Origin of the sequence: Phyllobacterium sp. CCNWLW183, assembly GCF_037203775.1 — a bacterium.
GTDB classification, from domain to species: Bacteria; Pseudomonadota; Alphaproteobacteria; order Rhizobiales; family Rhizobiaceae; genus Phyllobacterium; species Phyllobacterium ifriqiyense.
This window is the reverse complement of the sequence record NZ_JBBCBN010000004.1, coordinates 144,900-167,723: the sequence shown is the minus strand read 5'-3', so window position 1 is coordinate 167,723 and position 22,824 is coordinate 144,900. Positions and strand designations below refer to the sequence as shown.

Genomic DNA, 22,824 nt, shown 5'->3' with positions numbered 1-22,824 from the left:
GCGGTTTTTGGAATTTATAGCGATACGCGCATATGATCCTCTATCAACACTTCCCAGCCATATCCAGCATCCTGAATTCGGTTCTGGAATGTACTTGTCGTCAAACCTTTCCTGAACGGCTGGTTCGATCGACAATGCCTCGCATCGCAAGATAGGGTTAGCTTTTCTTCCGCGAATTCTTTTCATGGCTAAAAGAGTCCCATTGGATTTGCGACAGCCTCCGGACGCGCCAGTTGATCGAAGTCGAAGTTGGTTGAGCCAACCTCATAGAATGTCGTTGTGGGTCCGTCCCATCCGCAATCTACATCTGCAGGCCATCTGGCTTCTCTCGACAGGGCAAGCACAAGCTTTGCCTTGTCCCTCTGATCCGCAACCATCAGTTCCCAGATGCCGTGAAGCTCGGTTCCTGTTGTCGGCTCATGCTCCATGAGGAACACTGACGGGCGGAATGGAATAATCACATGATCCGCGTCCCTCTCGACTGCGCCGATCAAATCCGTGTAGCGCGGCCGGCGTAGCAATATCTGTTGCAAGAACTTTTCATTCAGTGGCCCGCGGTTCTCGTTGAACACGTTCTTCTTAAGCTGGGCGCAGCCAATAACAGGGCAATCCAGTTCCCGAGCCAAAAGCTTGAGCCGCATCGTGGCGACCTGTCCGAACTCCCAATCAGCGAGGTTCTTTTCGTTCTTGGAGCGATCGAGCAGGCCGATGTGATCGATAATGATCAAGCCTTTACCCTTCTTCTGAACGAAGTTCCGGCAGCGCTCCATAACCATGTCGAGGGTTAAACGCTTCTGTTGAATGTAGATTGGCTTGTCCCGGTTATCGTTCCGGAACTGCATAAGGCGTTCATAATCGGCTTCGATCACCTTTCCGCGCTTCTGGCGATTAACTGAAACCTTCGTTTCCCGGCTGGATTCGCGCATTGCGATTTCTTCGGCCGTCATTTCAGCGGAGTAAAACCAGACTGGCGTTCCTTCGGTAGCCGCGCCCATAGCGATCTGACCTGCCAGGGCAGATTTTCCCTGTTTTGTCGCGCCACCCAGGATAATCAACTGTCCGCCACACATCGGGCCTATGAGACGTTCCAATGGTGGAAGGCGGTAATTCACACCAACGGGCTTCTTGCCACTGTAGGCTTGGTTTGTGTTCGCAAGAGCGTTGTCCAAAGCCTCACCAAACGATGTTGCACCGTATATGGTGTCTTCATCCGATATCGCGTTGGTTATCGCTGTAATCGCTTCCTCGGCGATATCTCTTGGCGTCATGTCCGCGCTGCGGTTTGTCACCTTTGATTTCAGCGTTTCACCGATACCGAATAGCATCCGATCGATGGCCAGATCATAGATTTCATTGGCATAGGTTGGTGCCATCATCGCCGGCATCGCTTCGGCAGCAAGGTTCGCCAGATACTGTGACAGTGTCATGGAACCTACCTTGGCGTTCTCATCCAGATAGGATTTGATCGTTACCGGGTTCGCAGCTTTACCGCTGCGGATCATCTTCGATGTCACATCGTAAATCTCACGATGAAGCGGCTCATGGAAATGCTGTGGGAGCAATTGACCCGATACCAGACCAAACGCCTGATTGTTGATGAACAAACAACCCAACAGCGCCTGTTCAATTTCGATGTTGCAGATATCGCTCATGCCGCCACCTGCAGAGGAAGCTTGGCCTGCCGCTTCTTGGCGAGTGCCTTTGCCTTCTTGTCGGCCCGCTTGCGTTCCTGCTCTTCCTTGCCGCCCTGCATAAGCCAGAACATCATTCCCAAGGCGTCGGCTTCATTGTCTGATTTGGGATTAAGACCACGGCGCTTGCATTCGGCCAGCACCGCCTCTTTGATCCATGCCCGGCGCGCTGCATAGCGTTTATCATCTGGCAGACCGGCGCCAACTTCCTTTGGCGCTTTGCAACAATCTATGAAATATCCCCTCCAAGAGTCCGGCGGGCAGGTTCGGGGATAATCAAGGCGCTTTCGCTCGCACATCATCTCGACAACCGTGAGCCACAATGCAGCCATTCGCCGTCCCGCTTCACTCTTTTGAGAACCGTAGGACTCGCCCTCAAGGATTATCTCTATATCCTGTCCTTCAATCCCATGGGTTCGCACCAAAGTATTAAAGCAGGCCCAGAGGTTCCAAGCATATTGACCGCGGCGCGTGCACTTCTTGCCGTGCTCGTCTCGGGTTAAATCCCATGTGCCATAGAACAAAAGCTCACTGGTCAGGTATGGCGCGTCATCTGCGCGTGCTGGCAGATATTCTGGATCCAGATAAAGGCAGTAGCCGAACACAGTAGATGGATCGAGTGTGAGCTTATGCATCATCTCTTCCTTTCAATAATAAACGACCATGTCATGCCGCACCTGCCTGCCGTCGTTTGATCAGCGCTGCGTTTGTTGGTGGAAAACGAACTGGATATGGATTTGCTTTGCCCAGACATTGAGACCGAAGCTTAGTGATCTCGCAAAGCACATCAGACTCACGGCGACCGGTCATTCTGGCAATGTCTACCGTGTCATATCCGTTGCGAAACAGATCAAGAGCGTCTGGGAAATAGGTGCTCATAGCCTCGCACCCCCAGCAAACAGACCAAGAATGATCAGCCCAACAAGAGAGACGGACAGAGCGAACAAGACGCCCCATTCCCAAGGGCGAATGCGGAGGTGATTGTCGTTCATGCCGCGACCTCACTTACATCCATCGGATGGGATATGAACGCGCGTGTTTCATCAGGTAGAACAAACCTTACATATTGACGGTCGCTGCTTATGAAGTGGGCTAGCTTTCCACCAACTAAGATTTTGCGGCCGTAGCCTTCTGGTGCATCACCTCGCCGAACGACGCTGATCTGCATGAACTCTTTGAAAGTCACATGGCGGTAAGAGCAATAAGAGTGCCAAGCTTGTACGCGGGCGGCTCCGGGCGAATGCGCATCGTACGAGTGGGCAGGGAAGCCGCTGACAGTGACTTGATAGCGCTTTAACAAGAAGGTCATGCCGCTTCCTTCACCAGTACGATTGATCTGGAGCGATGGGCCATGAGGCGAACAATGCCCCGCTCTTCCATGCGCTTGACAAGATTGAATGCTGCCACTCTCGACACACCGATAGCTTCACCGATTTCGGAGTAGGTAGGGGCGATCCCGTGTTTGTTATGGAAGTCTTCAATGAACCATTTGACTTGGTTCTGACGCTTGGTCATCGTTGGCGTAAGTGTCTTCTCGCGCGCTAGATCTGCAATTGCTCTGGCAAGGTTAGGATTGATCTTGAAGAGGATTTCCGCCCTCTCCTTTGTCGTACAGCCGGAACGCGCCAGAAGCGTTCTCAGCGCCTTCCTGAGCATCTTGGCATCACTGCTGGGCTTTACCCGAGGTTGGGCAAGTTCATACCCAGCCCTTTCCTTGCCTGCGTAAGGGACCAGCATAGCCGTTACTCCGCAGCGTCGGCGAAGTCTGGGTCTTCGTCTTCCATGGTGGCGTTGATTTTCTCCATGGCATTCTGGAGATTGTCTCGCATGATGGCTTGGCCGTTCGACCAGCCGCGAAGCCATGCCAAATCTTCGTTTGATCCAAGGTCATAAGGGCTCTTGGCATCCAGACCGGCAAGTCCAGCCAATTCACCCTCGCCTTCGATACGCTCGATTGCCGGCGCCCTATCCCGAAGCAGATCGGTCTGAAAGCCTGGAACCAGATTAAGCCAAGACAACACCTCGCCATGTGCGATGTATCGGTCTGTAACCGTAACCTTGTCGTCTGCGTTCAGCGCCTTGATGGCATAATCCAGATCACCAAGGACAATTCCGTCAGCCTGAGCGGTCTTGCCATCCGCCTTCTTGGCGGCGTTAAGCTCTGCCAATTCGGCATTGTGAGCCATCCGCTTGCGCATGTGGTGGAAGAACAGGCTCTTGCGCTCGTTCTCAGTGAGGTTTTTGCTGTTGTGTCCTGCCTCGGCCATGCTCAGTTCCTCTTCCGTTGTTGCCACTGCTCCCATTTGAGCAACAGCCATTCGCGAGCCCGCTTACGCAGACTTTTGATGAGCCTCATTTGATTTCCTTAGTGCTTGCCGCTGCTCGCGCATCGCGTCGGCGGCATTCTCGTTTCGCTCACATAACTCCTCATATGCGAGCATCAGTGACCGGTAGACTGAACCAGCCACGTCCTTCATCTCTGCTGTCTTGTATTGAAGACGATAGAGATAACTTTCTGGTACACCCGTCTTCTTGGAAACACGGTATCTGACCGGCCCGTCGCGATCCTTGCGGCCGCGCCATTCGGCGTCCATCAGTGCATCTGCCCAAGTTTTTGCTTCACTTAACGCGGTGTTACTCATGCTGCCCTCGGAAACCCTTTTTCCGTTTTCGGAAACTCTTTTGCCGTACATTTCGAATGTCCCTTGCTAGGTTTAATCCCAGCGAGGACGCGGATTTGACCGCGATTTGTGGAAAGTGAAGAAGATGAAGAAGCGCACCCGAAAGAACTGGAAAACCTCGACAGGTGTGCAGCTAAGTTTGTTCTCGTGGGAGTCATCATCTCCCTCGCAGAAAGTTCGCAAGGCCAAGGACGGTGGCGCCAACCACCGTAAGAGGCCAAGCCAAAATGAAGATCCATTCACGCAAGCCCGCGGGCGCATCCCTCTGTACGGAAGCGCAAGCGCCGATTACCCCGATTAAGTAGAGAGACGCGGCCAGCATGGTTATGCGGCCTTCTCGTTGCGGGCTGAGATATACTCTCGAATTTCCCCGGCATGTGATCGGCAGCCCTTGGCCATATCTTCAAGTTGCGAAGCCCGGCTGAAAAGTTCGAAATCACTGCACTGATCCACCGGAACGAGAACGGATTTTCCGTCTCGCATCATCGGATAGGCTTTTGCCAAATGCTTGAATCCCGGCAGCAATACATCTGCATCGGTTTTGCCCTTCGGGTCATACTTGCCGATCACGCTTCTAGCTATGCGCTTAAGATCGTTGAACGTGTGGACTCGATAGAAAGCCGCATCATCACCTTCAAGGCTGTCACGGTCATTCATCATTTCAATGACGAGATTTTCAACCTCAACAACTGTGCCATTTTCCAGCTTGTCAGCTACAAATTCATGCATTTCCGAGCGGATTGTAAAATCATCCATGTCTCATATCCTTGTGATGATCTGGTCGTGGATTGTGTCTATTGCGGCGATAGCCTTGCGCACCCGCGCTCGCTCACTGTCGATAAGGACTGGTATGATTGCGCCAATCTGAATCGCTTCGATATCGCGCTGATAGCCTTCGAGCGCCTGCACGAAATGCATGGACTTATTAAACTCGCCAGGATCACGTCCTTTGAGGTCAATGATTGGTTGTGGTGCTGCCTTCTTGCCCTGCTCTGCCAGTTTCGTAACTGTCGGCGGGTTGGCGCTTTCGACTTGTCGCTCGAAGTCTGGTTCTGGAACATTGGCAACGCGGATCGCGGTGACTTGCTGTCTCTTGGACATTCCAGCCTGTTCAGCGGCGTCCCTTCTCGTCAAAACTTTAGTGTCGGCAGCGGCACCAATGTTTTGGTTCGCGCCATGAGCAGGTTCGATCTGCTTAAGCAATTCACCGGCCCGTCGAATGGCACGATCCCGAATGCGGGTAGCCATCTTCATAAGCTCGCCGTCGTTGGCCTGTTTGGCATAAGAAGCGAGCGCAGCGGCCTTATCGGCCCAACTCTGGCACTCGTCTATGCTTGCGCAACTGGCGAGTGCCGTTTTTGCATTCTCATAGCTGGCTGGGAGTTGAGCCGTGGCTGGGTTGATGATTGCGGGGGCTTTGGCTTCTACGCGGATCATGTTCACGCTGCCTTCTCCCCGAATAGATCGGGGCGCAACTCATGGCGCGAGATACCGGACACTCGCTCGATGTCGAGAACGCGCTCCGCAGGAACGCGCTTCCACGAGTACATTGCGGTGTGTTTGATGCCGAGTTCACGTGCAAGCGAAACTACGCCTCCCGTCTTCTCTGCTGCTTTTGCGACGATCTCAATCATGTAGGTATTGGTAGGCCATACCTACCTACATTGTCAAGCGCTGATGTAGGTGATTTTTACGTAGGAAGAAATTACAACGTGGATATGAGTACAATCGGCGAAAGAATACGTTCCGCAAGGGACATGAAAGGACTGACACAACAAGACGTTGCCGATCATTTCGGCATTGCTCGCGTGTCTGTAACTCAATGGGAAAGCGGCATTACTCAGCCTGGTAGAGATAAATTCTCTGGGTTGGCAGAATTGTTGGGAGGTAGTCCGGATTGGTACATGACCGGCAAAGGACAAATCCCTGTATCTGATCTGTTGAAAAAACGCATAGACGAACAAATCGCTAAAACGAAACGGAAGCTTTCCGCCGACAGCTACGATCCCGACAACCACGATGCGCCGATGGATGAAGAGCAAATGACCATCGGATCTGAAACTGGCACTCGCGGCATTCCAGACGATGCTTCTCCCCAGATCGATATCACAGCTGGTATGGGAGCCGGCGGATTCTCTATCACCAATGAAGGCGTGCCAGGTAAACACGGGATGACCTTCGCCGCCGATGCGGTTAAGGATTACTGGCGCCTTCCCCCGGCCATATTGGTAACGCTTGGCCTTGCTTCAAAAGACATTGCTATCTTCCCGGTTCAAGGCGATTCCATGCAGCCAACTCTCGAGGAGGGTGAAGTCGTCTTTGTCGATATGAGACACCGAATCCCCTCACCCGACGGCCTTTACGCGATCATTGATGACTTTGGCGGATTGGCAGTAAAGCGCCTTGAAGTTGGCAATGATCCGGTTAATGGCGAGATTGCTGTATCCATTATCTCGGACAATCCTCGCCACAAGATCAGATACAAGCGCCCAGAAGATTTGTTTATAGTCGGGCGGGTCCTCAAGAAATTCGGCAACTTGAAATGATCGACAAGCCCGAGTTTGTCCGGCCTGACATTATCAATCAACTCAAGGACGCGCATGAAAACCTTGAAACGATGTCCCCAGATGAAATCAGGACCGTTCTGGTTGAGGCGATTGAGACGATGCGGACGTTCCGCACATTACTTGAAATACGAGACGACATACTTCTTGAAGATATGCCTACTGAAGGCAAGGCTTAATGGACCCAGCAGTTGTGCCTGACGGCTGGACTATCAAGGCTATCCAAGACTTCGCGTCATCATGGATCGGCCTCATCCTACAGATTGCGACACTTATAGGTATTCTCATCGGCTGTGTGAAAGTGGTGAGAACATGGCTGACAACAACACCTGCTTATGAACGGAAGAACCTAGGCCCCTGTGAAATTTTGACTTTGAAGCCGACAGATGGGCATTTCTGGTGGATAGTTTCGGTGTCGGCAGATTTTGTATTCGGTGTTCCACAGTCCTTCACTGATGACGGATATGGGAATGTTGTTCCCACCGACGTAAAACAAACTAAGAAATATAAGCCTTCAACAAAATCGGATACTTTCTGTTTTCAAACGCCGGGCGGATTTATGGAGCCAAGCCCAGACTGTCGATTCGTGTTCAAGGTCCGTCGTCGAGGTTATTTTCGCGTCAGGCGAATTGTGATGTATGTCAGACAAATGGTTTGAAACAAAACCGCGATCTGTACAAACAAGAAACTCGAATCTCCGCACATAGAACCATTCCTTCTCTCTTGTGATATCAATCTACGTTATCAAGGTTATTTCTTGTTTCAGAAGTCTGGTGAGGAAGGGTTCGAGGCCAAAGATACCCCCTACCCCATGAAGTGATTAAACCTCATGAAGCCGGGAGTATCTTGGCCAGTCTCAGAAGGCCGGAGCCGGAATGGGACATATGCCAGAATTGCCTCTCGACAATTCGCCCTCTGTTTCTGGCAGCACCTTAGGGTGATCTAATACCCGCGCTTGTGGATTCACCAGCAAGGGGAATTGCACCCCCGTATACCACTCGATTTTTGGAAACCTGCGAACAGGTGATTTGGTAGGCTTAACTCTCTCTGCCTACCTACGTCAAATTATTTTTGTAGGTACTGCCTACTTTTTGTGTTGACAGGTAGGTAAGCAACGCCTACGTTAGCCCTAGAAACACCGAGCACCGGCCTTGCCGCTCTGCTCCAACATTCAGGGCGAAACAGATGAACACGCAGAACCTCACAGATGCATTGAACATTCTCGGCATTCGTCACGAGCCTGCTGGCATTGCCGGCAAACGCAACTGGTTTGGTCCAGATGGCGAGCCTCTTGGCAGCTATGACGCGCATGAGGGTTGGGCGAAGCTCAAGGAATTGAGAACAGCCGCAAACACCGTTTCCATAATGGAAAACGGCATTCAGCTTGATGTAGCCTTGGCAGACGCAAATCGATTAGTTGAAGCTGGTTTTATCTACGATTGTGAAGAAGGCTACTACAGCCTCGATAACGACTTCCTTGACGCCAACGGCGGCGACAATGAACAGGCGTTTGCTTTCATACAGAAGTTTTTGACTGGCGGTGCAGCATGAACACGCGCCTTCAAGAACTCCTCGGTCTGGCGACGATTGTAATTCTCGTCACGACCTCACTGCAGCTTACCGGCTGTGCGATGCTAGAAAAGATTCCACCGGCTCAAGCCTATGCACCTGACGCTCAGACCAAATGCATTGAAAACCATGTCTGGGGTGAAACTGTACTCGGCAGTGCCGGACCAAGTATAGCGTCATGTGCTGCTATTGTCTGGTCTCAAGAGCGTAAAGCTTTGGACGGTGCGATATGAACCCCGCCCTCGCAAACGCAGCCTTCCATGCTCTCAACACTGCACTGACACCAAGCCTGCAGGATCAGTTGGAAGAAGCTGAATACCGTCTGGCAATCGCTGAGCGCCGTTCTGACCCGTACATGCATCAGCGTGAAACCTCGCGTTGGTCTGCAGAGATTAAGCGCATCAAGGCTTTGATGGAAGGGGCAGCATCGTGAAACGCTATCGCATCCTCAACATCGATACCGGCGAAGTCTTTGCCGACGGTATCTATGGCAAGCGTACCGCGATCGACAGCGCGACCGGCCTGCATGAACGCTACGGCCACAGCTACATCGTGATCGAAGTTTCAACAGAAACGGTGTTTCGCACCGAACAGTCCGCGAGGGCAGCATGATGGACAACCGCATCTTCTTGCATGAAGCCGACATTATCCGGACAGCCTGCGAAAACCGCGCCAGACGCGCCTTTTGGGCAGCGTACATCCTGCTTGCGACCGCTGGCTTTTCTTTCATCATCCTTTTTCTCGGGAGAGTCGCATGAACAAGATTGTCGATACCGACAGCATGCAATCCTTGGGCTCACTCACAGACAAGATCATTAAGAACTTGTCCAAAGAGCGGATTTACGACGGCAAGACAATTGATCAGCCAGGTATCCTCAAAGGTGTACCTATGTCGGTTTATCATTCGGATTGCTGTGCCGGCCCTTCAATTTCCTCAAGCGGACTTCGTGAGATCGCGCCACCGGATGGCTGCCCGCTTAAGTTCTGGGACAACAGCTATATGAACCCTGATCGCGCTGAGCAGGGTGAGAAAGATCACTTTTCCCTTGGCCGGGCTGTGCATACGCTGTTGCTGGGTGAAGATGGCTTCAAGAACGAGTTTGTCATTCGTCCTTTAGAGTTCCCAGATTACAAGACGAAAGCCGCCCGCGAATGGCGTGACAATCAGGTTAAGGCCGGTAAGTCCGTTCTTAAGCCCGAAGCGCTTGAGCAGATTGAGGGCATGGCAAATCGTGTCGCCAATGACCGAGACTTTCTCGATCATCTCCAAGGGCGCGTTGAGCGCACAATTGTTTATCAGGACAAGAAGACTGGCATCTGGGTTAAGTCCCGCCCTGATAGCATCCCAGCCGATACGATCATTGCTGATCTCAAAACAACAGCAGATGCAAGTGAGCGCGGTTGCCTGAACGCAATCAAGAATTACAACTATCACATGCAGATGGCGCTTGCTGGCACTGCACTGGAGATAGTGACCGGCCAGCGTATCATGGACCACGTCTTGCTGTTCATCGAACCAAAACGCCCGTTTGCATACAACATCAAGCCAATTGACAATCAGTACATCTGGATAGGCGCCAGACAGAACCGCGCCGCCCTCGATATCTTTGCCGATTGCTGGGAGCGCAAGCACTGGCCGACCTATTACGGCTCTGGCCTTACCGCTTCACCATCCGATTATTTCGAAAAGCAGATCGAAAACGAACCTTCGATACCTGCCGAGGCTGCATGATTATGAGAATTGAACGAGCAATACGGGAAAAGACATTCACCCTCACCTCAATCGCGGGTCCATCTGGCTCAGGAAAGACCTACAGCGCGTTGCTTTATGCGCGTGGCCTTGTGGGACCAGAAGGCAAGATCGGCTTCATAGACACGGAGAACAAGCGCTCACGCTTCTACGCTGATGTTGCTGGCGGCTTTGATGTCATTGATTTGGATCCACCTTTCACCTCATCGCGTTACATCGAGGCGATCAAGGATTTCGAAAAGGCTGGATATACGGCAATCGTCATCGATAGCATTTCTCATGAGTGGGAAGGCACCGGCGGCGTCTTGGAGCAAGCCGAGGCAATCGAGCAAAAGACAAATCGGGCTGGCTTGCACTGCTGGCAGAAGCCAAAGGCTGGTCACAAGAAGCTTATGAACGAATTGCTTCAAACCAGAGCCCACCTGATTTTCTGCTGCCGTGTCAAGGAGAAGGTCACTCAGGCCAAGGTCAACGGTAAAACTGAGATCATCAATGAAGGCTTCGTTGTCGTTCAGGAGAAGTCATTCATCTACGAAATGACAATCTCCATGATGCTGTCAGAAGGAACGCACATTCCTACGCTGCAGAAGTGCCCCGGCGATCTGCTTCCTGCATTTCCGGAAGGCCAGAAGATCACATCAAAGATTGGCGATTCTGTCCGTGAATGGAGCGACAAAGGCGAGGCTATTGATGAAGAGTTTGAAGCGGCAAAACGTGAAGGCCTTCTCGCCGCCAATCAAGGTATGAAGTTCCTCGCTACGTGGTGGAATGGTCTGGGCAAGGAACAGCAGAAGCGCCTCGCGAATGTCAAGGAAACATTCAAATCTGTTGCGGCTGCAAATGACCAGATGATTGCTGATCAAATGGACGCTGGAGGCGGCGATGCTGGCGAACGCCTAAAGCATGCCCGCGCTCAGTCACAGCAGGACGGAGACAGCCAAGAAGGATTCAGGAAGGATTTCGTAAGCGAAACTCTTGGATCGCTCTCTGGTGGCTCTGAAAATGAGAATGCAGAACCGTCAACATCTGTCGCCCCGGATGTTGATGCTGGAGGCGGGACCGACAACCCCCACGATCCCGCCTCCGAGGATTTCAACAATGATTTTGACGAGCCTATTGATGAAGCCGAATGGCTCAAGGGTTTCGCAAAGATCATGGTGAAAGCCATTGGCGACAACGTCGATGAGTTTGATCAGATCAGAAGCAATGAGCTTATCGGTGGCTTGTCCGATGAGGTTTCGAAATTGGCTTTTGGTATCGGGCAAGACGCGAGGAAAGCTTGCGGCGCCGAAGATGATGTTCGTCAAATCTACATCAAGTCAATTGCCAATCGCGCCGGAGTTTCTGAGAAGGAACTTGTCGGATGACAACATTCCGCACCGTAACGCTCCACCATGCCGAAGACGATGTGCCGTTTAGTGAAATCCTTGTGCTGCCTGACACGACAACGACGGATCAACTTTTGCTCGACCCTGAAAACGCAGAAGTTGTTTGCGAATGTTTCAGCGACGAAAACGCCGATCTGATCGTTGAACTTCTAAACAAGCACTACGCCCGTATGGAGGTTAATTGATGTCACGCACTGTCACCGAGTGGATCGGTAAAACCGACGATACGAAGGCTCCGCCCCGTGTACGCCAGCGCATATTCGACCGTGACCAAGGCAAATGCCATGTGTGCGGACTGCAGATCAAAGTTCCTTTTGAGACATGGGAAGCTGATCACGTCAAAGCCCTGATCAATGGCGGAGAGAATCGAGAACTTAACCTGGCTCCAGCCCATTCACATTGCCACATCGGAAAAACCGCTTTGGATGTGAAGGAAAAGTCCAAGGTTAATAAGGTTCGCGGCAAGCATACCGGCGCCAAGCGCCCAAGTTCAAATCTGTCCGGCCGCAAATCTCCCAAGCCCCCGCTGACAAAGACATTGCCGCCACGCGCCCTATTTGGAGAACGCTCATGACGGTTGCATACCCCCTACAGTGGCCCGACGGGTGGCCGCGTACGCCGTCCTCAAAGCAGAGGGATTCAAGAAACCGTTGGGGTAAGGGTGAAGGCAACCGGCGTCGTCCATGGACCTTCTCGGAAGCTCGGGATGAGTTGTTTTCTGAGTTGGAACGTTACGGCGCTAAGAATTTGATACTTAGCACAAACTTCCGCCTCACTCAGCACGGGCTTCCGTCTAAATCCTTCGGTGTGCCAGATGATCAAGGCGTAGTTGTCTATTTCACCTATAACAATAAGCAAATGGTGATGGCTCAAGACGGGCATACCAGGGCAGAGGAAAATCTCAGGGCTGTAGCCTTGGTGTTGAAATACCTTCGTGGTGTCGCGGACCTAGGCGGCGGTACAATGATGGAAAAGGCGTTTGCTGGGTTTGAAGCGTTGCCCGCCCCAGGTCAGACCACCACCCGGTCTTGGTGGCAAATCCTTGGTGTCAGTGAAACGGCGAGCGAAGCTGAAATAACAGCCGCATTCCGAAACAAAGCGAAATCATCCCATCCAGATGGCGGCGGTTCCCATGATCACATGGCTGAACTTAATGCTGCTCGTGATGCTGGATTGAAAGCGAGGAAAACCTCATGACCCTACCAGCAAGCGAAGAGACAGTGGTGCCAGCTACGGGTCCGACCATCCAAGACCTTAGCCTATCGTTCATTGAAGAATGCCTTCGGGATTACGCCGCCGCCATTACAGATGGTCGGATAGAAGGAAAGTTCACACCGACCGATGTTCTGGACGAAGCTGACCTCATTGAGGAGCTTACAGCATGACGAAGATAGCGGATGAGCAGCGTCGCAAGCTGGAAAGTCTGATGTTGGACATTCCAATTCCAACCCAACACGCGATCAAGGATTTCGTGTATGCCGCCCTCCACGCCACCCGCGATCAGGCGGTGAGAGAGTGTGCTGAGATAGCGGCTTCCGACGAACGGTCGGATATGGCCAAAGAGCATAAGTATCAGCCCCATTGGTTCATTCACGCCAAGCGCATCGAACAGCGCATCCTCTCCCTTATTGATCGGAGGTGAAGACATGAGCCCCAACCTAAAAATATATCCGCCAGCCACAGACCACGAAATCAGGCTCATGCAAGAGCGGTGGGAACTGTATCAGGATTACGTGACTATAGGCTCTCTGATTGAGCGCATCCGTATTCTCAAGCAGCACATTGCGACTATGCAGGAACCAGTTACAGCGGGTTTGGAGAAGGCGCTGGAAGCATTGGAGCCATTTGCAAGGGCAGCGGGCGAGCGTCAAGTCATGTGTGACGACACAGAACGGGTGACATGGAGCGCTATCACCGTAGGCGACCTCCGCCGCGCTGCATCTGCACTCGCCGCCCTGAAATGGGAGAGACCCAAATGAGGTACGTCGCTGTATTTCACGAATGGTTCATGGGAGATGGTACATTCACCGTTAAGCCTATTTCCGCACCTTCATTAGAGGCAGCGGAACATCGGGCGCAATCCTCAGCGTACCGAAAGACGCAAGCCTTCAACTATTGTGCGGTTCACGTTCTGGAAATCGGCAGCAACGAGCATTTGGTGCACCGCCGATTGACGTGGAAAGAACGCATAACAGGGAGGATCGTGCCATGACCACCCCGGAGCTTGTGGCGTGCCCGATATGCACAGTCCCGTTCAAACCTGCCGATACTTGCGCAACCGACATAGAAATGGGAATTTGCCATGCTGCATGTTTGGAAGGCGCGCCAACTGTCGACCTTGAGACTGGCGAGCCCACAGACAGGCCGATTGAAACATACCGATATGACAGCCTTGGTGAGACGGTAGAGCTTGATTTGGCGGAGGCGCTGGATCCTTTCTACCAAGAATTAAAAGGAAAGGTCGGCGCCCCGTTCGCAGCGCACCTTATCGGTGGCATCAACGAAATGGTCGAGTCTCGTATCCGTTCCGAACGCGAGCAGGCCGTAAGAGAATGTGCTGAGAACGTATGGAGGCCCATCGAAACGGCTCCGAAGGATGGAACAGCAATCTTGGCGTTTAATAGCCGACACATGTCCCACGCTCCGGTAGTCGTCGAGTGGAAGGAAGTTGAGTTAGATCCCGACCTTGGACCAGAGCCGCATTGGGCCGATTCAGCGACCGCTAGTGGAACTGCTCTGTATTATAACGGCCTTTATTTTGACTATTGGATGCCAACCCCTGCATTCACCTCCCTCTCTCAAGTGAGTGCCAAGAAATGACAGAGATCACCGTGCTCGACGTTTTCTCCTGCATCGGGTTCCACTCCATTGGCTTGCAGCGCGCTGGCGATTTTAAGATTGTCGCGCTTTGTGAAAGCAATGAACGCCGTCGCCAGGAACTTACACGCCTTCACCCGGAGACACAGATTTATGATGACATCCGCACCATGCCCCCCATTTCTTCCAACGTCTGCTTCGGTGGACCACCATGCCAAGAAACCAGCGTTGCTGCCGCTATTCACGGATATAGAAGCGGAAACAGCCTCTGGAAGGAAATGCTTGAAATCGGGCTCCGTTCCGGCGTCGAATGGTTTGTCGTGGAGCAGCCCACGGGTGCAAAGGAATGGGAAGAGCAAGTCACTCACGACCTTTCATCGGCTGGCTACCACGTCGCCAGATTTGAGTTCGGCGCTCATGACGTTGGTGCGCCTTATCCAAGAAGGCGAGTGTACCTTATTGCCGGCACCAGCTTGCCGCGACTGGAGGTCGCCTGGCAGGCGGGACCATCCGCGATTGAGCGCGTCAAGAGGTCAGCAGCTTCCAGAGGTGATTGGGACCCGTGTTCCATCCCAGCTTTCGATTTGGATACTTGGCGCTCCGAAGACGTGCATGAGCGAAAAGAGCGAATAGAGGCACTTGGGGATAGCAATCCTCCCGCAATGGCCGAGGTCATCGGCCACATGCTTATCGCAGGAAGTGGATTTTCAGCATGAGCCAAGCAGCGATAGAAATCACAGACGCAATGGTTGAAGCAGGTTGCGAAGCCTATCAGCAGGCTATGTCCAAAATGGATTTTGATCCTAATGGACTCAAAAATCTGATGCGCGCGGCACTCACCGCCGCTCTCTCCGCCCTCCATGCCAAGGCAGGGGTGAGCGTGGAGAATGAGGCGCTTAATTATGTTGCCGAGATATTGCCGCATCAAGACAGGGTAATATTGGATGGAATTTATTACAGCGTTGATAAGCTCCGCTCCGCCCTCTCTACGAAGCTACAAGAGCCGGTGGGGTGGCGCTGGAGGTCTGGATTTTGCGGTGAGAAAATTCAAGATGATTGGGCATGGATGATTTCAAGCGTGAAGCCGGAACGTCAAGGTAACGCAACAGACTTCCAATGCGAACCGCTCTACGCATCGCCAACCCTCGCCCATCAACCAGTTACTGCGGGTTTGGAGAAGGCGCTGAAAAACTGGCAGGAAGTTTATGAAGCTTGCGAGACGGAGGACGGAGACAGGCGCGGCATACTTCAATTAAAGCGCGTAACAGAACGCGAATTACTCGCCGCCCTGAAATCGGAGGGCTTGTGATGCGTGTCATGGAGTTGAGAGAAGCGCTCGCCAAGATGCCAGGGGAAATGAATGTTTTCCTTGTCGAGGGAACAGGCGTTCGATCCGCAAAGCATATCTTCAAAGCCAATCTGGTCGGCGTCGAGCAGTTCTGCGAATTGTGCAGTTACACGGAACAGCATACACCGGACTTTGAGGACGCGCTGATAGAGCGCCATACAGGGTTCAAAAATCGCGTCGAACTGATTGAGGCTTATGTGGCCCTGAAATCTGAGGGCCGCAAATGAGCTATTCAGAGTGGAAGCCTGTGCCGGAAAGCTTCAATTTCAAGTGCCGTGAATGCGGTTCTCTGGATGTTGAGTTTCAAGAATACGAAAGCCCTTGTGGCGGCTATGAGGATTATTTCTATCATTGCATGGGCTGCGACCGGCGCTGGCATGTGGAAGGGGCAGACGCATGACCACCACCCCTACGCCGGAGCTTGTCAAGCGGTTGCGTAAAGAAATTCCCTATAACGCAGACGGTTTTAGTGAACTTCGCAACCTTGCAGACGAAGCTGCCGCCGCCATCGCAAAACTGACAGCGGAACGGGATGCGCTGCAACGCTGGAAGGATATAAGGGCGGCAGAGATAACCGACGATCAAAAGCGTATGGCCGCACTAGAGGCCGAACGTGATGCCAGTGGTGATGAGTTGGGCCGCGTCGTCTTGGCGTGTCCGATGTCACCGCGATACAGGATGCACCCTACAAGCGCAGGCGTTCGGAACCTTCGCAAGGATTTTGAAGCTGGCGAAGCCTCCAACAAGCTCCTCTCCGAGCGGGTAGCGGTGCTTGAGAAAGAGTGCGATCGTTGGAGGGACCGATACCTGTTTATGAGCGAATGCGAAAAGACAGCCGTGCGAAAGCATACTCAATTGTCTGGAATGCTCGATGCGATAGTCGATAACGACCCCAACGATACTTCCATATCGGATAGTGGCGGAAGTATCCTAGATTTTGTTCAGCACGAATACCGACAGTATCGGGAGAAGCGCCATGGATGATCTTCTCCTCACATCAGCATTCCGGGCGCACTCTGCTGGAAAAGACACCTTCACACGGCGCATGGCAATCGCAATAGCTGACATGGTTGATGCCAGCCCAAAGCGTGTCATCGTCCGTCTAGAGCAGCTTGAATTACTCAAATATGGCGCGTGGGACTGGTTTCAAACCAACGGGGGCATTTCAAAAGCACAAATCGAGGAAGTCCGTGCTGACCTCCGCCGCGCGCTAGCAGCACGGGAGGCGAAGTAGATGGCTATGACCCGCGAAGAATACACGGATGCGGTAGCTCTTGGCATGCTTATTTCGGCATGCTTGCTCACCGATAATCCAAAATACAAACAGCTCCATGAAGAGTTTCACAAGAAGCGTGAAGAACTCAAGGACCCCTCACATGGATAAGCACAAGGCGCTGATCGAGAAGGTTGCGAAAGAGATTGCAAAAACACACCATGGTGGTGCCGATATAAGCAGCTATTACCTTTATGGATTGGATACAGGTGGCAAGGTTTTTGTTGACTACGCGACAGTAGCCGTCAACGCTGTCTATGAGGCTTTGAAAGAGCCGAGCGAGGAGATGTTACAGGCGGCAATAAGCGCCAAGATAATTGGTGAATGTGATATCTCAGACTATATCCACCTATCAGCGGAGGACGCTGTAGACTTGGGTGTAGTGCTTTCCAAGGGCAAGGATGGCAATCCGAGATTTCATTGGTATTCGGATATCGCCATAGATGAAAACAATGATGCCTACGTGAAGATATTGACACCTATATTCAAAGCCATGCTCTCCGCCTCCGCCCTCTCCAATCCGTTAGGGAAAGGTGAGAGACAGCCTGTGAATAATGGGGAGCGGCATTCATGAAGCCAAACCGAACAACAATTCCGCTTGACGATGACGAGCCTGTCACGCTTCAAGAGGCTTGTCTTCTATTCTTCGGTGGTCGCTTAACTCCATCGTCCTTGCGTACCGAAGCTGAAAAGGGCAACCTTGAAATCCTCCAGATCGCGCGAAAGGACTTCGTGACGAAACGGAACATTGACGAAATGAAGGAACGATGCCGCAGACCAAGAAAGGACCCCGACTCTTCAAACGAAAAGAAACCAGTCGCCGAACTGGCATCGTTACAGTCTCATGGGTCATCAAGGATGATGGACGGCAAATCCGCACAGGCTGCGCTGAGAGCGATGTTGAGCAAGCCGAAAGAAAGCTTGCCGACTACATCACATCGAAATACACGCCAATCCGCGGTGGTTCTTCCAATCAAGTCTCAATAGCGGATGTTTTGATCGTCTATAAGACTGACAAAGCGGACACGACAGCACAACCAAAAGAAACCGAAGCCCGGATTGCCAGATTAAATGAATTCTTTGGCACCAAAGCCGTGGCTGATATCAAAGGCAAGCTCTGCCGCGAGTTTGTAACTTGGCGCAAGACCGCTGCCGGCGCTCGTAGAGACCTTGAAGTTCTCCGGGCCGCAACGAACTACTATCATGCCGAACACGGCCTAGACGTTCTCCCCAAATTCACATTGCCAGAGAAAAGCCAACCACGGGAGCGGTGGCTTACCCGTCATGAGGCAGCATTGCTGCTTTGGGCTGCACTTGGCTGGGAAATCGTTCGGGATGAGAAGACACACAAACCCATTCTGAAAGCAGACGGAACACCACTGTGGATCCGCAGACGGGATCAGAAGCGCAAGCACCTCTCACGGCTTATTCTCATCGGTCTTTATACAGGAACGCGTCCTGGTGCCATTCTGGGGCTGCAATGGATTGCAAACACCGAAGGCGGATGGATTGATCTGGATCGGGGAGTATTGTTCAGGAAGGCCGAAGGAGAGCGTGTGGCGCATAACAAGCGCAAGACGCCGGTTAAGCTCGCAAGGCGTCTGGCAGCCCATATGCGGCGCTGGAAGAAGGAAGACAAAGGTCTTCGCTATGTTGTCAATTACAATGGGGAAAGCCCCACTAAAATCAATAAAGCATTTAGATCCGCAATAGCTGCTTGTGGACTGGACAGCACAGTTACGCCACACGTCCTGCGGCATACCCGCGGAACATGGCTCGCCAACTCTGGCGTCTCATCGATCGAGGCTGCGGCTTCCCTTGGCTTGACGCAGGAAGAGTATGAACGTACCTATCTGCACAGCCATCCGGATTTCCAGAAAAATGCGGCTGACGCGTACTGAGAACAAAAAGAGACGCCGCACCAGCTCTGCACCAAATCAGCCCGATAAGCGTGAACGGACATGGAACAAAGCCATTGAGTTCGACCAATTTCATTGAGGTTTTTGGGAGACAATGACGTTCGGGACGACGGGGTCGGAGGTTCGAATCCTCTCACTCCGACCAGAAATCGAATGAAATCTTTGACGTCTTAGCCCAGATCACGCTTGGAACGAGACGTAGAGCCAGAGTAAAAGCGGGGCAATCAATGAAATTGCCAACACGCTCCAGAAAACCCGCCAGCCAGTGTTCCGCGTACCGAACTTAGCTATAAGCAGAAAAATCAGGATCACTGTCAGAGTAACAGGCCAGAAGTGTCCAAGGTAGAATACAGCTATTACCCAATATGATATCGACATGTTGCCTGATTACCTTAAGCTGAAAGTTGCAGCAACACGCCGTCGCGGCATGGAATAAGCGTCTTCAGTTTGCAATGAACCTGTAGCCCACACCGGGCTCGGTACGAATGAAATGCGGTTGATTGGGATCCTGCTCAATCTTGGCGCGCAATTGCCCTACGAACACGCGCAGATAATGCAAATCCTCAAGATGCGCCGCGCCCCAAACTGACGCCAGCAGCTGGCGGTGCGTAACAACCAGACCCGGGTGCAAAACCAGATGCACCAGCAACTGATATTCTTTGCGCGTCAGATGAACCTCTTCCCCATGGAGCGTAACCGCGCGCTTGACCATATCGACAACGAGGCCATTGCTTTCAAATATCGACGGCACGCTGGCACCCGCCGCCTTCTGCCGCAAGGCTGTGCGGACGCGGGCTAAAAGTTCGCCAATTCCAAAGGGCTTTTCGACGTAATCATTTGCCCCAAGATCAAGCGCCGCAATTTTTTCCGCCTCCCGATCGCGCGCCGATAAAACAATAATCGGCACTTCGGAAAAGGCTCTGACAGTCCGAATGACTTCCTTGCCGTCCTTGTCCGGCAGACCAAGATCCAGAATGACGAGATCCGGCGCGCTGGTCGCGATCATCCGCTCTGCATCAGCCGCCGTTGCTGCCGTCATGACATCGTAGCCGGACGCCGTCAGCGCTGGATGCAGGAACCGCTGTATTTGCGGCTCGTCATCGACAATCAGAATGCGGTTCTCGTTCATCGGCTTGCTGTCTCGCCTCCCGCTTTTTCAAATGTTGGAAGACTGATGACAAACCGCGTACCACGCTTGCGAATGGCCGGGCTTTCCGCCTTGATTGTTCCGCCCATTGTCTCGACAAATCCACGGGCGATGGAAAGTCCAAGCCCCGTCCCTGCTGCCCGGCCATCACTTTTTACGCGCCGGTAGAACTTTTCGAAAATACGATCGAGATCTTTTTCAGGAATACCTTTTCCTTGATCAGTCACACTGATGACGACCCGCCCCGCATCGTTCTTGGCATAGACCGCAATCGGGCTGTCCCCGCCATATTTTGCTGCATTGTCTAGCAAGTTAAACAGAACTTGGCCGAGCAATCCGGAATCGCCGCTGACAACTGCAAGGTCCGTGGCAATGCTTGTATCGATTGCGATCCCGGGCTTGAGCCGTTTCATTCGCTCAATCGCCGAAACAATGACGTCCGCAGCGTCAACCGGACTACTTTTGACTTTCAGCGTTCCAGCTTCAATACGCGTCATGTCGAAAAGGTTGGACACAAACCGGGTAAGACGGCCCGCTTCCTCCTCAATGGAAAGCAACAGGTCATCGCGGCTGCTTTGCTTCATTTTTCCGCCGAGTTGCCGCAGTGTTGTCACTGCGCCGGTAATGGAAGCAAGCGGCGTTTTCAAATCATGTGACAGTGACGAGAACAGAGCTGTATGGAGCTTTTCGCTTTCCTGTAACGCCGCTGTCTTGGCGTTTTCGCGCATCAGCAAAGCGCGGTCGATAGCGATGGCAGTCTGGTCCAGAATGGCCATCAGCTTACGATCTTCGTTTTCACTCAGTGAGCCCGAATGATCCGCCATGGAAATGCCGGTTACGCCGGCAACGCCGTGTGACGTGACGATGGGCAGAAATTGCCATGAAATCTGCGGCAGCGTTGCCGTATCGTGCCCGGCACGCTCATTCTTGTCGAAAGCCCAACGTGCGGCTGTCATATCCGTACTGTCGAGAGCCATATCGGGCGGCCACGCGGCCTGAAGGAGTAGTTCATCATCTTCCGGCAAAAGGATCACCACGCCGGTTTCCAGCGTCGCGTGAAGATGCGTCGCACCGGCCACCAGAACATCGTCAAGCCGCGCTGTGCCGGAAAGTTTCCGCGAGAACTCGTAAAGCGCCTGCGTGCTTTTCGCCTGATTGCGCGAACGGGCGACCTGATCGCGAAGCCGTCCCGCAAGATCGCCTATCATCAGCGCCACTGCGAGGAAAATGATCAATGAAAACAGCTGGTGCGGCTTGGCAATGCTCAAATTGTGGATCGGTTCAATGAAGAAATAATTGTACAGGACGAAAGACAGGCAAGCCGCAATGATGGCTGCAAAGCGTCCGCTCGACATTGCCGAGAGAATGACGGCAACCAGATAAAGCATCGACAGGTTCTGCAGATGGACAATATTGCTCGCCCCAAGTCCGAGCAGAGTGGTCGCACCTGTGGCCAGAACCGGAATGGCAATGGATTTTGCCAATTCAATTCTTGAGCGTCGTTGCGGAGGCGGCGCGACATAGGCTGTATCCTCCTCACTGCCGGTGACGATGTGTACGCCGACATCGGTAAGGCGCTTCATGACCTCATCGGGCAAGGAGCGCCGGAAGGGATTGGAGAAGGCCTTGCCTCTTGGGCGTCCCAGCACAACCTGCGTGATATTTTCGCGCCGGGACAATCGATAGATTTCTTCGACAAAATCCCGGGCGATGACACGGCGGGTTTCAGCGCCAAGCCTTTCGGCCATATCCAAAATCTTGTCGATGCGCTGGTTGGCGGCAACGTCCATGCCTGCCGTACTTGCATTGGTCAATGAAACAACCAGCCAGCGCGCATTGAGACCTGAAGCAAGACGGCTCGCCGTGCGTACAACCTTTTCCGACAGACTGTCAGGCCCGACACAGACCAGCAATCGCTCTCCCGACGCCCATGGCCCCTCGATCGCATTTTGCCGCAACAGATCAATCATCTGGTCGTCAACGCGATCCGCAGTTCGGCGCAGCGCCAATTCGCGCAGCGCAGTCAAGTTTTCGGGCTTGAAAAATCCTTCGGCAGCACGTTCCGCATTGCCCGGGAGATATATCTTTCCTTCTTTTAAACGCGCGATGAGTTCAATAGGTGAAAGATCGACCAGCAGCACATCATCGGCCCGCTTGATGACGATATCGGGCACGGTCTCCCGCACTTTCACGCCGGTGATATTTGTCACCAGATCAGACAGGCTTTCCAGATGCTGGACGTTCATCGCCGTCCAGACATCAATGCCGTGCCAGATCAGCTCTTCAATATCCTGATGCCGTTTCGGATGACGGCTGCCGGGTGCGTTTGTATGTGCGATCTCGTCGAGAACAAGCACGGTTGGCTTACGCGCCAGAGCTGCATCCAGATCGAATTCTTCCAGCGGGCGACCGCGATAGTCGATCTGTTTGCGCGGAAGAACTTCAAGTCCTTCGAGCAATTCTGCGGTTTCGCTCCGTCCGTGCGTCTCGGCAAGGCCGATGACAATATCGACGCCATCTTCCTTGAGCCTACGCGCACGCTGGAGCATCGTATAGGTTTTGCCGACGCCAGGAGCCGCGCCAAGAAATACAGTAAGCTTGCCGCGCTTTTCACGCGCGGCAAGCTCCAACAATTTATCAGGATCAGGTCGGTGACCATATTCGGCCATAAATGCCT

The 22,824-nt window shown here is 52.8% G+C and carries 37 protein-coding genes; 25 read left to right on the top strand and 12 right to left on the bottom strand.

Annotated elements, in window-relative coordinates:
• Positions 1–188 precede the first annotated feature (188 nt).
• The 10 genes from V9K95_RS11195 to V9K95_RS11150 form a co-directional block, all read right to left on the bottom strand.
• Positions 189–1,652, bottom strand: coding sequence for a replicative DNA helicase (locus V9K95_RS11195; RefSeq protein WP_336440852.1), 1,464 nt, complete (start codon positions 1,650–1,652; stop codon positions 189–191).
• Positions 1,649–2,326, bottom strand: a complete 678-nt coding sequence (locus tag V9K95_RS11190; protein ID WP_336440851.1) for a hypothetical protein — start codon at positions 2,324–2,326, stop codon at positions 1,649–1,651. The genes V9K95_RS11195 and V9K95_RS11190 overlap by 4 nt, the downstream gene beginning before the upstream one ends.
• 31 nt (positions 2,327–2,357) lie before the next feature.
• On the bottom strand, positions 2,358–2,570 hold the full coding sequence (locus tag V9K95_RS11185; protein WP_336440850.1) for a hypothetical protein: 213 nt from the start codon (positions 2,568–2,570) through the stop codon (positions 2,358–2,360).
• 109 nt (positions 2,571–2,679) lie between these two features.
• Complete coding sequence (locus V9K95_RS11180) at positions 2,680–3,000, bottom strand: hypothetical protein (RefSeq protein WP_336440849.1); 321 nt, start codon at positions 2,998–3,000, stop codon at positions 2,680–2,682.
• On the bottom strand, positions 2,997–3,428 hold the full coding sequence (locus V9K95_RS11175) for a LexA family protein (protein WP_336440848.1): 432 nt from the start codon (positions 3,426–3,428) through the stop codon (positions 2,997–2,999). Before V9K95_RS11175 ends, V9K95_RS11180 begins: the two co-directional genes overlap by 4 nt.
• Positions 3,429–3,433: 5 nt before the next feature.
• Positions 3,434–4,009 (bottom strand): hypothetical protein, encoded by a 576-nt coding sequence (locus V9K95_RS11170; RefSeq protein WP_336440847.1) that lies wholly within the window; start codon positions 4,007–4,009, stop codon positions 3,434–3,436.
• A gap of 12 nt (positions 4,010–4,021) precedes the next feature.
• On the bottom strand, positions 4,022–4,384 hold the full coding sequence (locus tag V9K95_RS11165; protein WP_336440846.1) for a hypothetical protein: 363 nt from the start codon (positions 4,382–4,384) through the stop codon (positions 4,022–4,024).
• A gap of 312 nt (positions 4,385–4,696) precedes the next feature.
• On the bottom strand, positions 4,697–5,128 hold the full coding sequence (locus V9K95_RS11160) for a hypothetical protein (RefSeq protein WP_336440845.1): 432 nt from the start codon (positions 5,126–5,128) through the stop codon (positions 4,697–4,699).
• Between the two features lie 3 nt (positions 5,129–5,131).
• A complete protein-coding gene (locus V9K95_RS11155; RefSeq protein WP_336440844.1) occupies positions 5,132–5,815 on the bottom strand; it encodes a hypothetical protein in 684 nt (227 codons plus the stop codon).
• Entirely contained in the window at positions 5,812–6,006 is a 195-nt protein-coding gene (locus V9K95_RS11150; protein ID WP_336440843.1) for a transcriptional regulator, read from the bottom strand. Before V9K95_RS11150 ends, V9K95_RS11155 begins: the two co-directional genes overlap by 4 nt.
• 30 nt (positions 6,007–6,036) lie before the next feature.
• On the opposite strand from V9K95_RS11150, the gene V9K95_RS11145 reads away from it, so the two are divergent.
• The 25 genes from V9K95_RS11145 (at position 6,037) to V9K95_RS11025 (ending at position 18,982) form a co-directional block, all read left to right on the top strand.
• Positions 6,037–6,918 (top strand): XRE family transcriptional regulator, encoded by an 882-nt coding sequence (locus V9K95_RS11145; protein WP_336440842.1) that lies wholly within the window; start codon positions 6,037–6,039, stop codon positions 6,916–6,918.
• Positions 6,915–7,115: a hypothetical protein gene (locus V9K95_RS11140; protein WP_336440841.1), complete on the top strand. Its 201-nt coding sequence runs from the start codon at positions 6,915–6,917 to the stop codon at positions 7,113–7,115. The genes V9K95_RS11145 and V9K95_RS11140 overlap by 4 nt, the downstream gene beginning before the upstream one ends.
• Positions 7,115–7,594 (top strand): hypothetical protein, encoded by a 480-nt coding sequence (locus tag V9K95_RS11135; protein WP_336440840.1) that lies wholly within the window; start codon positions 7,115–7,117, stop codon positions 7,592–7,594. The genes V9K95_RS11140 and V9K95_RS11135 overlap by 1 nt, the downstream gene beginning before the upstream one ends.
• Before the next feature lie 527 nt (positions 7,595–8,121).
• Positions 8,122–8,487 carry a hypothetical protein gene (locus V9K95_RS11130; protein WP_336440839.1) on the top strand — a complete coding sequence of 122 codons (366 nt, stop codon included), beginning with the start codon at positions 8,122–8,124 and terminating at the stop codon, positions 8,485–8,487.
• A complete protein-coding gene (locus V9K95_RS11125; protein WP_336440838.1) occupies positions 8,484–8,738 on the top strand; it encodes a hypothetical protein in 255 nt (84 codons plus the stop codon). The genes V9K95_RS11130 and V9K95_RS11125 overlap by 4 nt, the downstream gene beginning before the upstream one ends.
• Complete coding sequence (locus tag V9K95_RS11120; RefSeq protein ID WP_336440837.1) at positions 8,735–8,938, top strand: hypothetical protein; 204 nt, start codon at positions 8,735–8,737, stop codon at positions 8,936–8,938. Before V9K95_RS11125 ends, V9K95_RS11120 begins: the two co-directional genes overlap by 4 nt.
• Positions 8,935–9,117, top strand: coding sequence for a hypothetical protein (locus V9K95_RS11115; RefSeq protein WP_336440836.1), 183 nt, complete (start codon positions 8,935–8,937; stop codon positions 9,115–9,117). Before V9K95_RS11120 ends, V9K95_RS11115 begins: the two co-directional genes overlap by 4 nt.
• A 142-nt stretch (positions 9,118–9,259) precedes the next feature.
• A complete protein-coding gene (locus V9K95_RS11110; RefSeq protein WP_336440835.1) occupies positions 9,260–10,237 on the top strand; it encodes a PD-(D/E)XK nuclease-like domain-containing protein in 978 nt (325 codons plus the stop codon).
• Positions 10,238–10,239: 2 nt separating this feature from the next.
• Positions 10,240–11,622, top strand: a complete 1,383-nt coding sequence (locus V9K95_RS11105; RefSeq protein ID WP_336440834.1) for an AAA family ATPase — start codon at positions 10,240–10,242, stop codon at positions 11,620–11,622.
• A complete protein-coding gene (locus tag V9K95_RS11100) occupies positions 11,619–11,828 on the top strand; it encodes a hypothetical protein (RefSeq protein ID WP_336440833.1) in 210 nt (69 codons plus the stop codon). The genes V9K95_RS11105 and V9K95_RS11100 overlap by 4 nt, the downstream gene beginning before the upstream one ends.
• A complete protein-coding gene (locus tag V9K95_RS11095) occupies positions 11,828–12,217 on the top strand; it encodes an HNH endonuclease (RefSeq protein WP_336440832.1) in 390 nt (129 codons plus the stop codon). Before V9K95_RS11100 ends, V9K95_RS11095 begins: the two co-directional genes overlap by 1 nt.
• Positions 12,214–12,840 carry a DnaJ domain-containing protein gene (locus V9K95_RS11090; RefSeq protein WP_336440831.1) on the top strand — a complete coding sequence of 209 codons (627 nt, stop codon included), beginning with the start codon at positions 12,214–12,216 and terminating at the stop codon, positions 12,838–12,840. Before V9K95_RS11095 ends, V9K95_RS11090 begins: the two co-directional genes overlap by 4 nt.
• Positions 12,837–13,028: a hypothetical protein gene (locus tag V9K95_RS11085; protein ID WP_336440830.1), complete on the top strand. Its 192-nt coding sequence runs from the start codon at positions 12,837–12,839 to the stop codon at positions 13,026–13,028. Before V9K95_RS11090 ends, V9K95_RS11085 begins: the two co-directional genes overlap by 4 nt.
• Positions 13,025–13,285, top strand: a complete 261-nt coding sequence (locus V9K95_RS11080) for a hypothetical protein (protein ID WP_336440829.1) — start codon at positions 13,025–13,027, stop codon at positions 13,283–13,285. Before V9K95_RS11085 ends, V9K95_RS11080 begins: the two co-directional genes overlap by 4 nt.
• A 4-nt stretch (positions 13,286–13,289) precedes the next feature.
• Positions 13,290–13,622 (top strand): hypothetical protein, encoded by a 333-nt coding sequence (locus tag V9K95_RS11075; protein WP_336440828.1) that lies wholly within the window; start codon positions 13,290–13,292, stop codon positions 13,620–13,622.
• A 229-nt stretch (positions 13,623–13,851) separates the two neighbouring features.
• Positions 13,852–14,463, top strand: a complete 612-nt coding sequence (locus V9K95_RS11070) for a hypothetical protein (protein ID WP_336440827.1) — start codon at positions 13,852–13,854, stop codon at positions 14,461–14,463.
• Entirely contained in the window at positions 14,460–15,176 is a 717-nt protein-coding gene (locus V9K95_RS11065) for a DNA cytosine methyltransferase (protein ID WP_336440826.1), read from the top strand. The genes V9K95_RS11070 and V9K95_RS11065 overlap by 4 nt, the downstream gene beginning before the upstream one ends.
• 29 nt (positions 15,177–15,205) lie before the next feature.
• Complete coding sequence (locus V9K95_RS11060; RefSeq protein WP_336440825.1) at positions 15,206–15,769, top strand: hypothetical protein; 564 nt, start codon at positions 15,206–15,208, stop codon at positions 15,767–15,769.
• Positions 15,769–16,035 (top strand): hypothetical protein, encoded by a 267-nt coding sequence (locus tag V9K95_RS11055; protein ID WP_336440824.1) that lies wholly within the window; start codon positions 15,769–15,771, stop codon positions 16,033–16,035. Before V9K95_RS11060 ends, V9K95_RS11055 begins: the two co-directional genes overlap by 1 nt.
• Positions 16,032–16,208 carry a hypothetical protein gene (locus tag V9K95_RS11050; RefSeq protein ID WP_336440823.1) on the top strand — a complete coding sequence of 59 codons (177 nt, stop codon included), beginning with the start codon at positions 16,032–16,034 and terminating at the stop codon, positions 16,206–16,208. The genes V9K95_RS11055 and V9K95_RS11050 overlap by 4 nt, the downstream gene beginning before the upstream one ends.
• Positions 16,205–16,792: a hypothetical protein gene (locus V9K95_RS11045; RefSeq protein WP_336440822.1), complete on the top strand. Its 588-nt coding sequence runs from the start codon at positions 16,205–16,207 to the stop codon at positions 16,790–16,792. The genes V9K95_RS11050 and V9K95_RS11045 overlap by 4 nt, the downstream gene beginning before the upstream one ends.
• Positions 16,785–17,042: a hypothetical protein gene (locus tag V9K95_RS11040; RefSeq protein ID WP_336440821.1), complete on the top strand. Its 258-nt coding sequence runs from the start codon at positions 16,785–16,787 to the stop codon at positions 17,040–17,042. The genes V9K95_RS11045 and V9K95_RS11040 overlap by 8 nt, the downstream gene beginning before the upstream one ends.
• Positions 17,043–17,192, top strand: coding sequence for a hypothetical protein (locus tag V9K95_RS11035; RefSeq protein ID WP_336440820.1), 150 nt, complete (start codon positions 17,043–17,045; stop codon positions 17,190–17,192).
• The gene (locus V9K95_RS11030; protein ID WP_336440819.1) at positions 17,185–17,655 is read left to right on the top strand and encodes a hypothetical protein; all 471 of its coding nucleotides are present in this window, start codon (positions 17,185–17,187) and stop codon (positions 17,653–17,655) included. Before V9K95_RS11035 ends, V9K95_RS11030 begins: the two co-directional genes overlap by 8 nt.
• A 193-nt stretch (positions 17,656–17,848) precedes the next feature.
• Positions 17,849–18,982, top strand: coding sequence for a tyrosine-type recombinase/integrase (locus tag V9K95_RS11025; RefSeq protein ID WP_336440818.1), 1,134 nt, complete (start codon positions 17,849–17,851; stop codon positions 18,980–18,982).
• 460 nt (positions 18,983–19,442) lie between these two features.
• On the opposite strand, the gene V9K95_RS11020 is transcribed toward V9K95_RS11025, so the two are convergent.
• A complete protein-coding gene (locus V9K95_RS11020) occupies positions 19,443–20,129 on the bottom strand; it encodes a response regulator (RefSeq protein WP_115051992.1) in 687 nt (228 codons plus the stop codon).
• The gene (locus V9K95_RS11015; protein WP_336440817.1) at positions 20,126–22,816 is read right to left on the bottom strand and encodes a sensor histidine kinase KdpD; all 2,691 of its coding nucleotides are present in this window, start codon (positions 22,814–22,816) and stop codon (positions 20,126–20,128) included. The genes V9K95_RS11020 and V9K95_RS11015 overlap by 4 nt, the downstream gene beginning before the upstream one ends.
• Positions 22,817–22,824 lie beyond the last annotated feature (8 nt).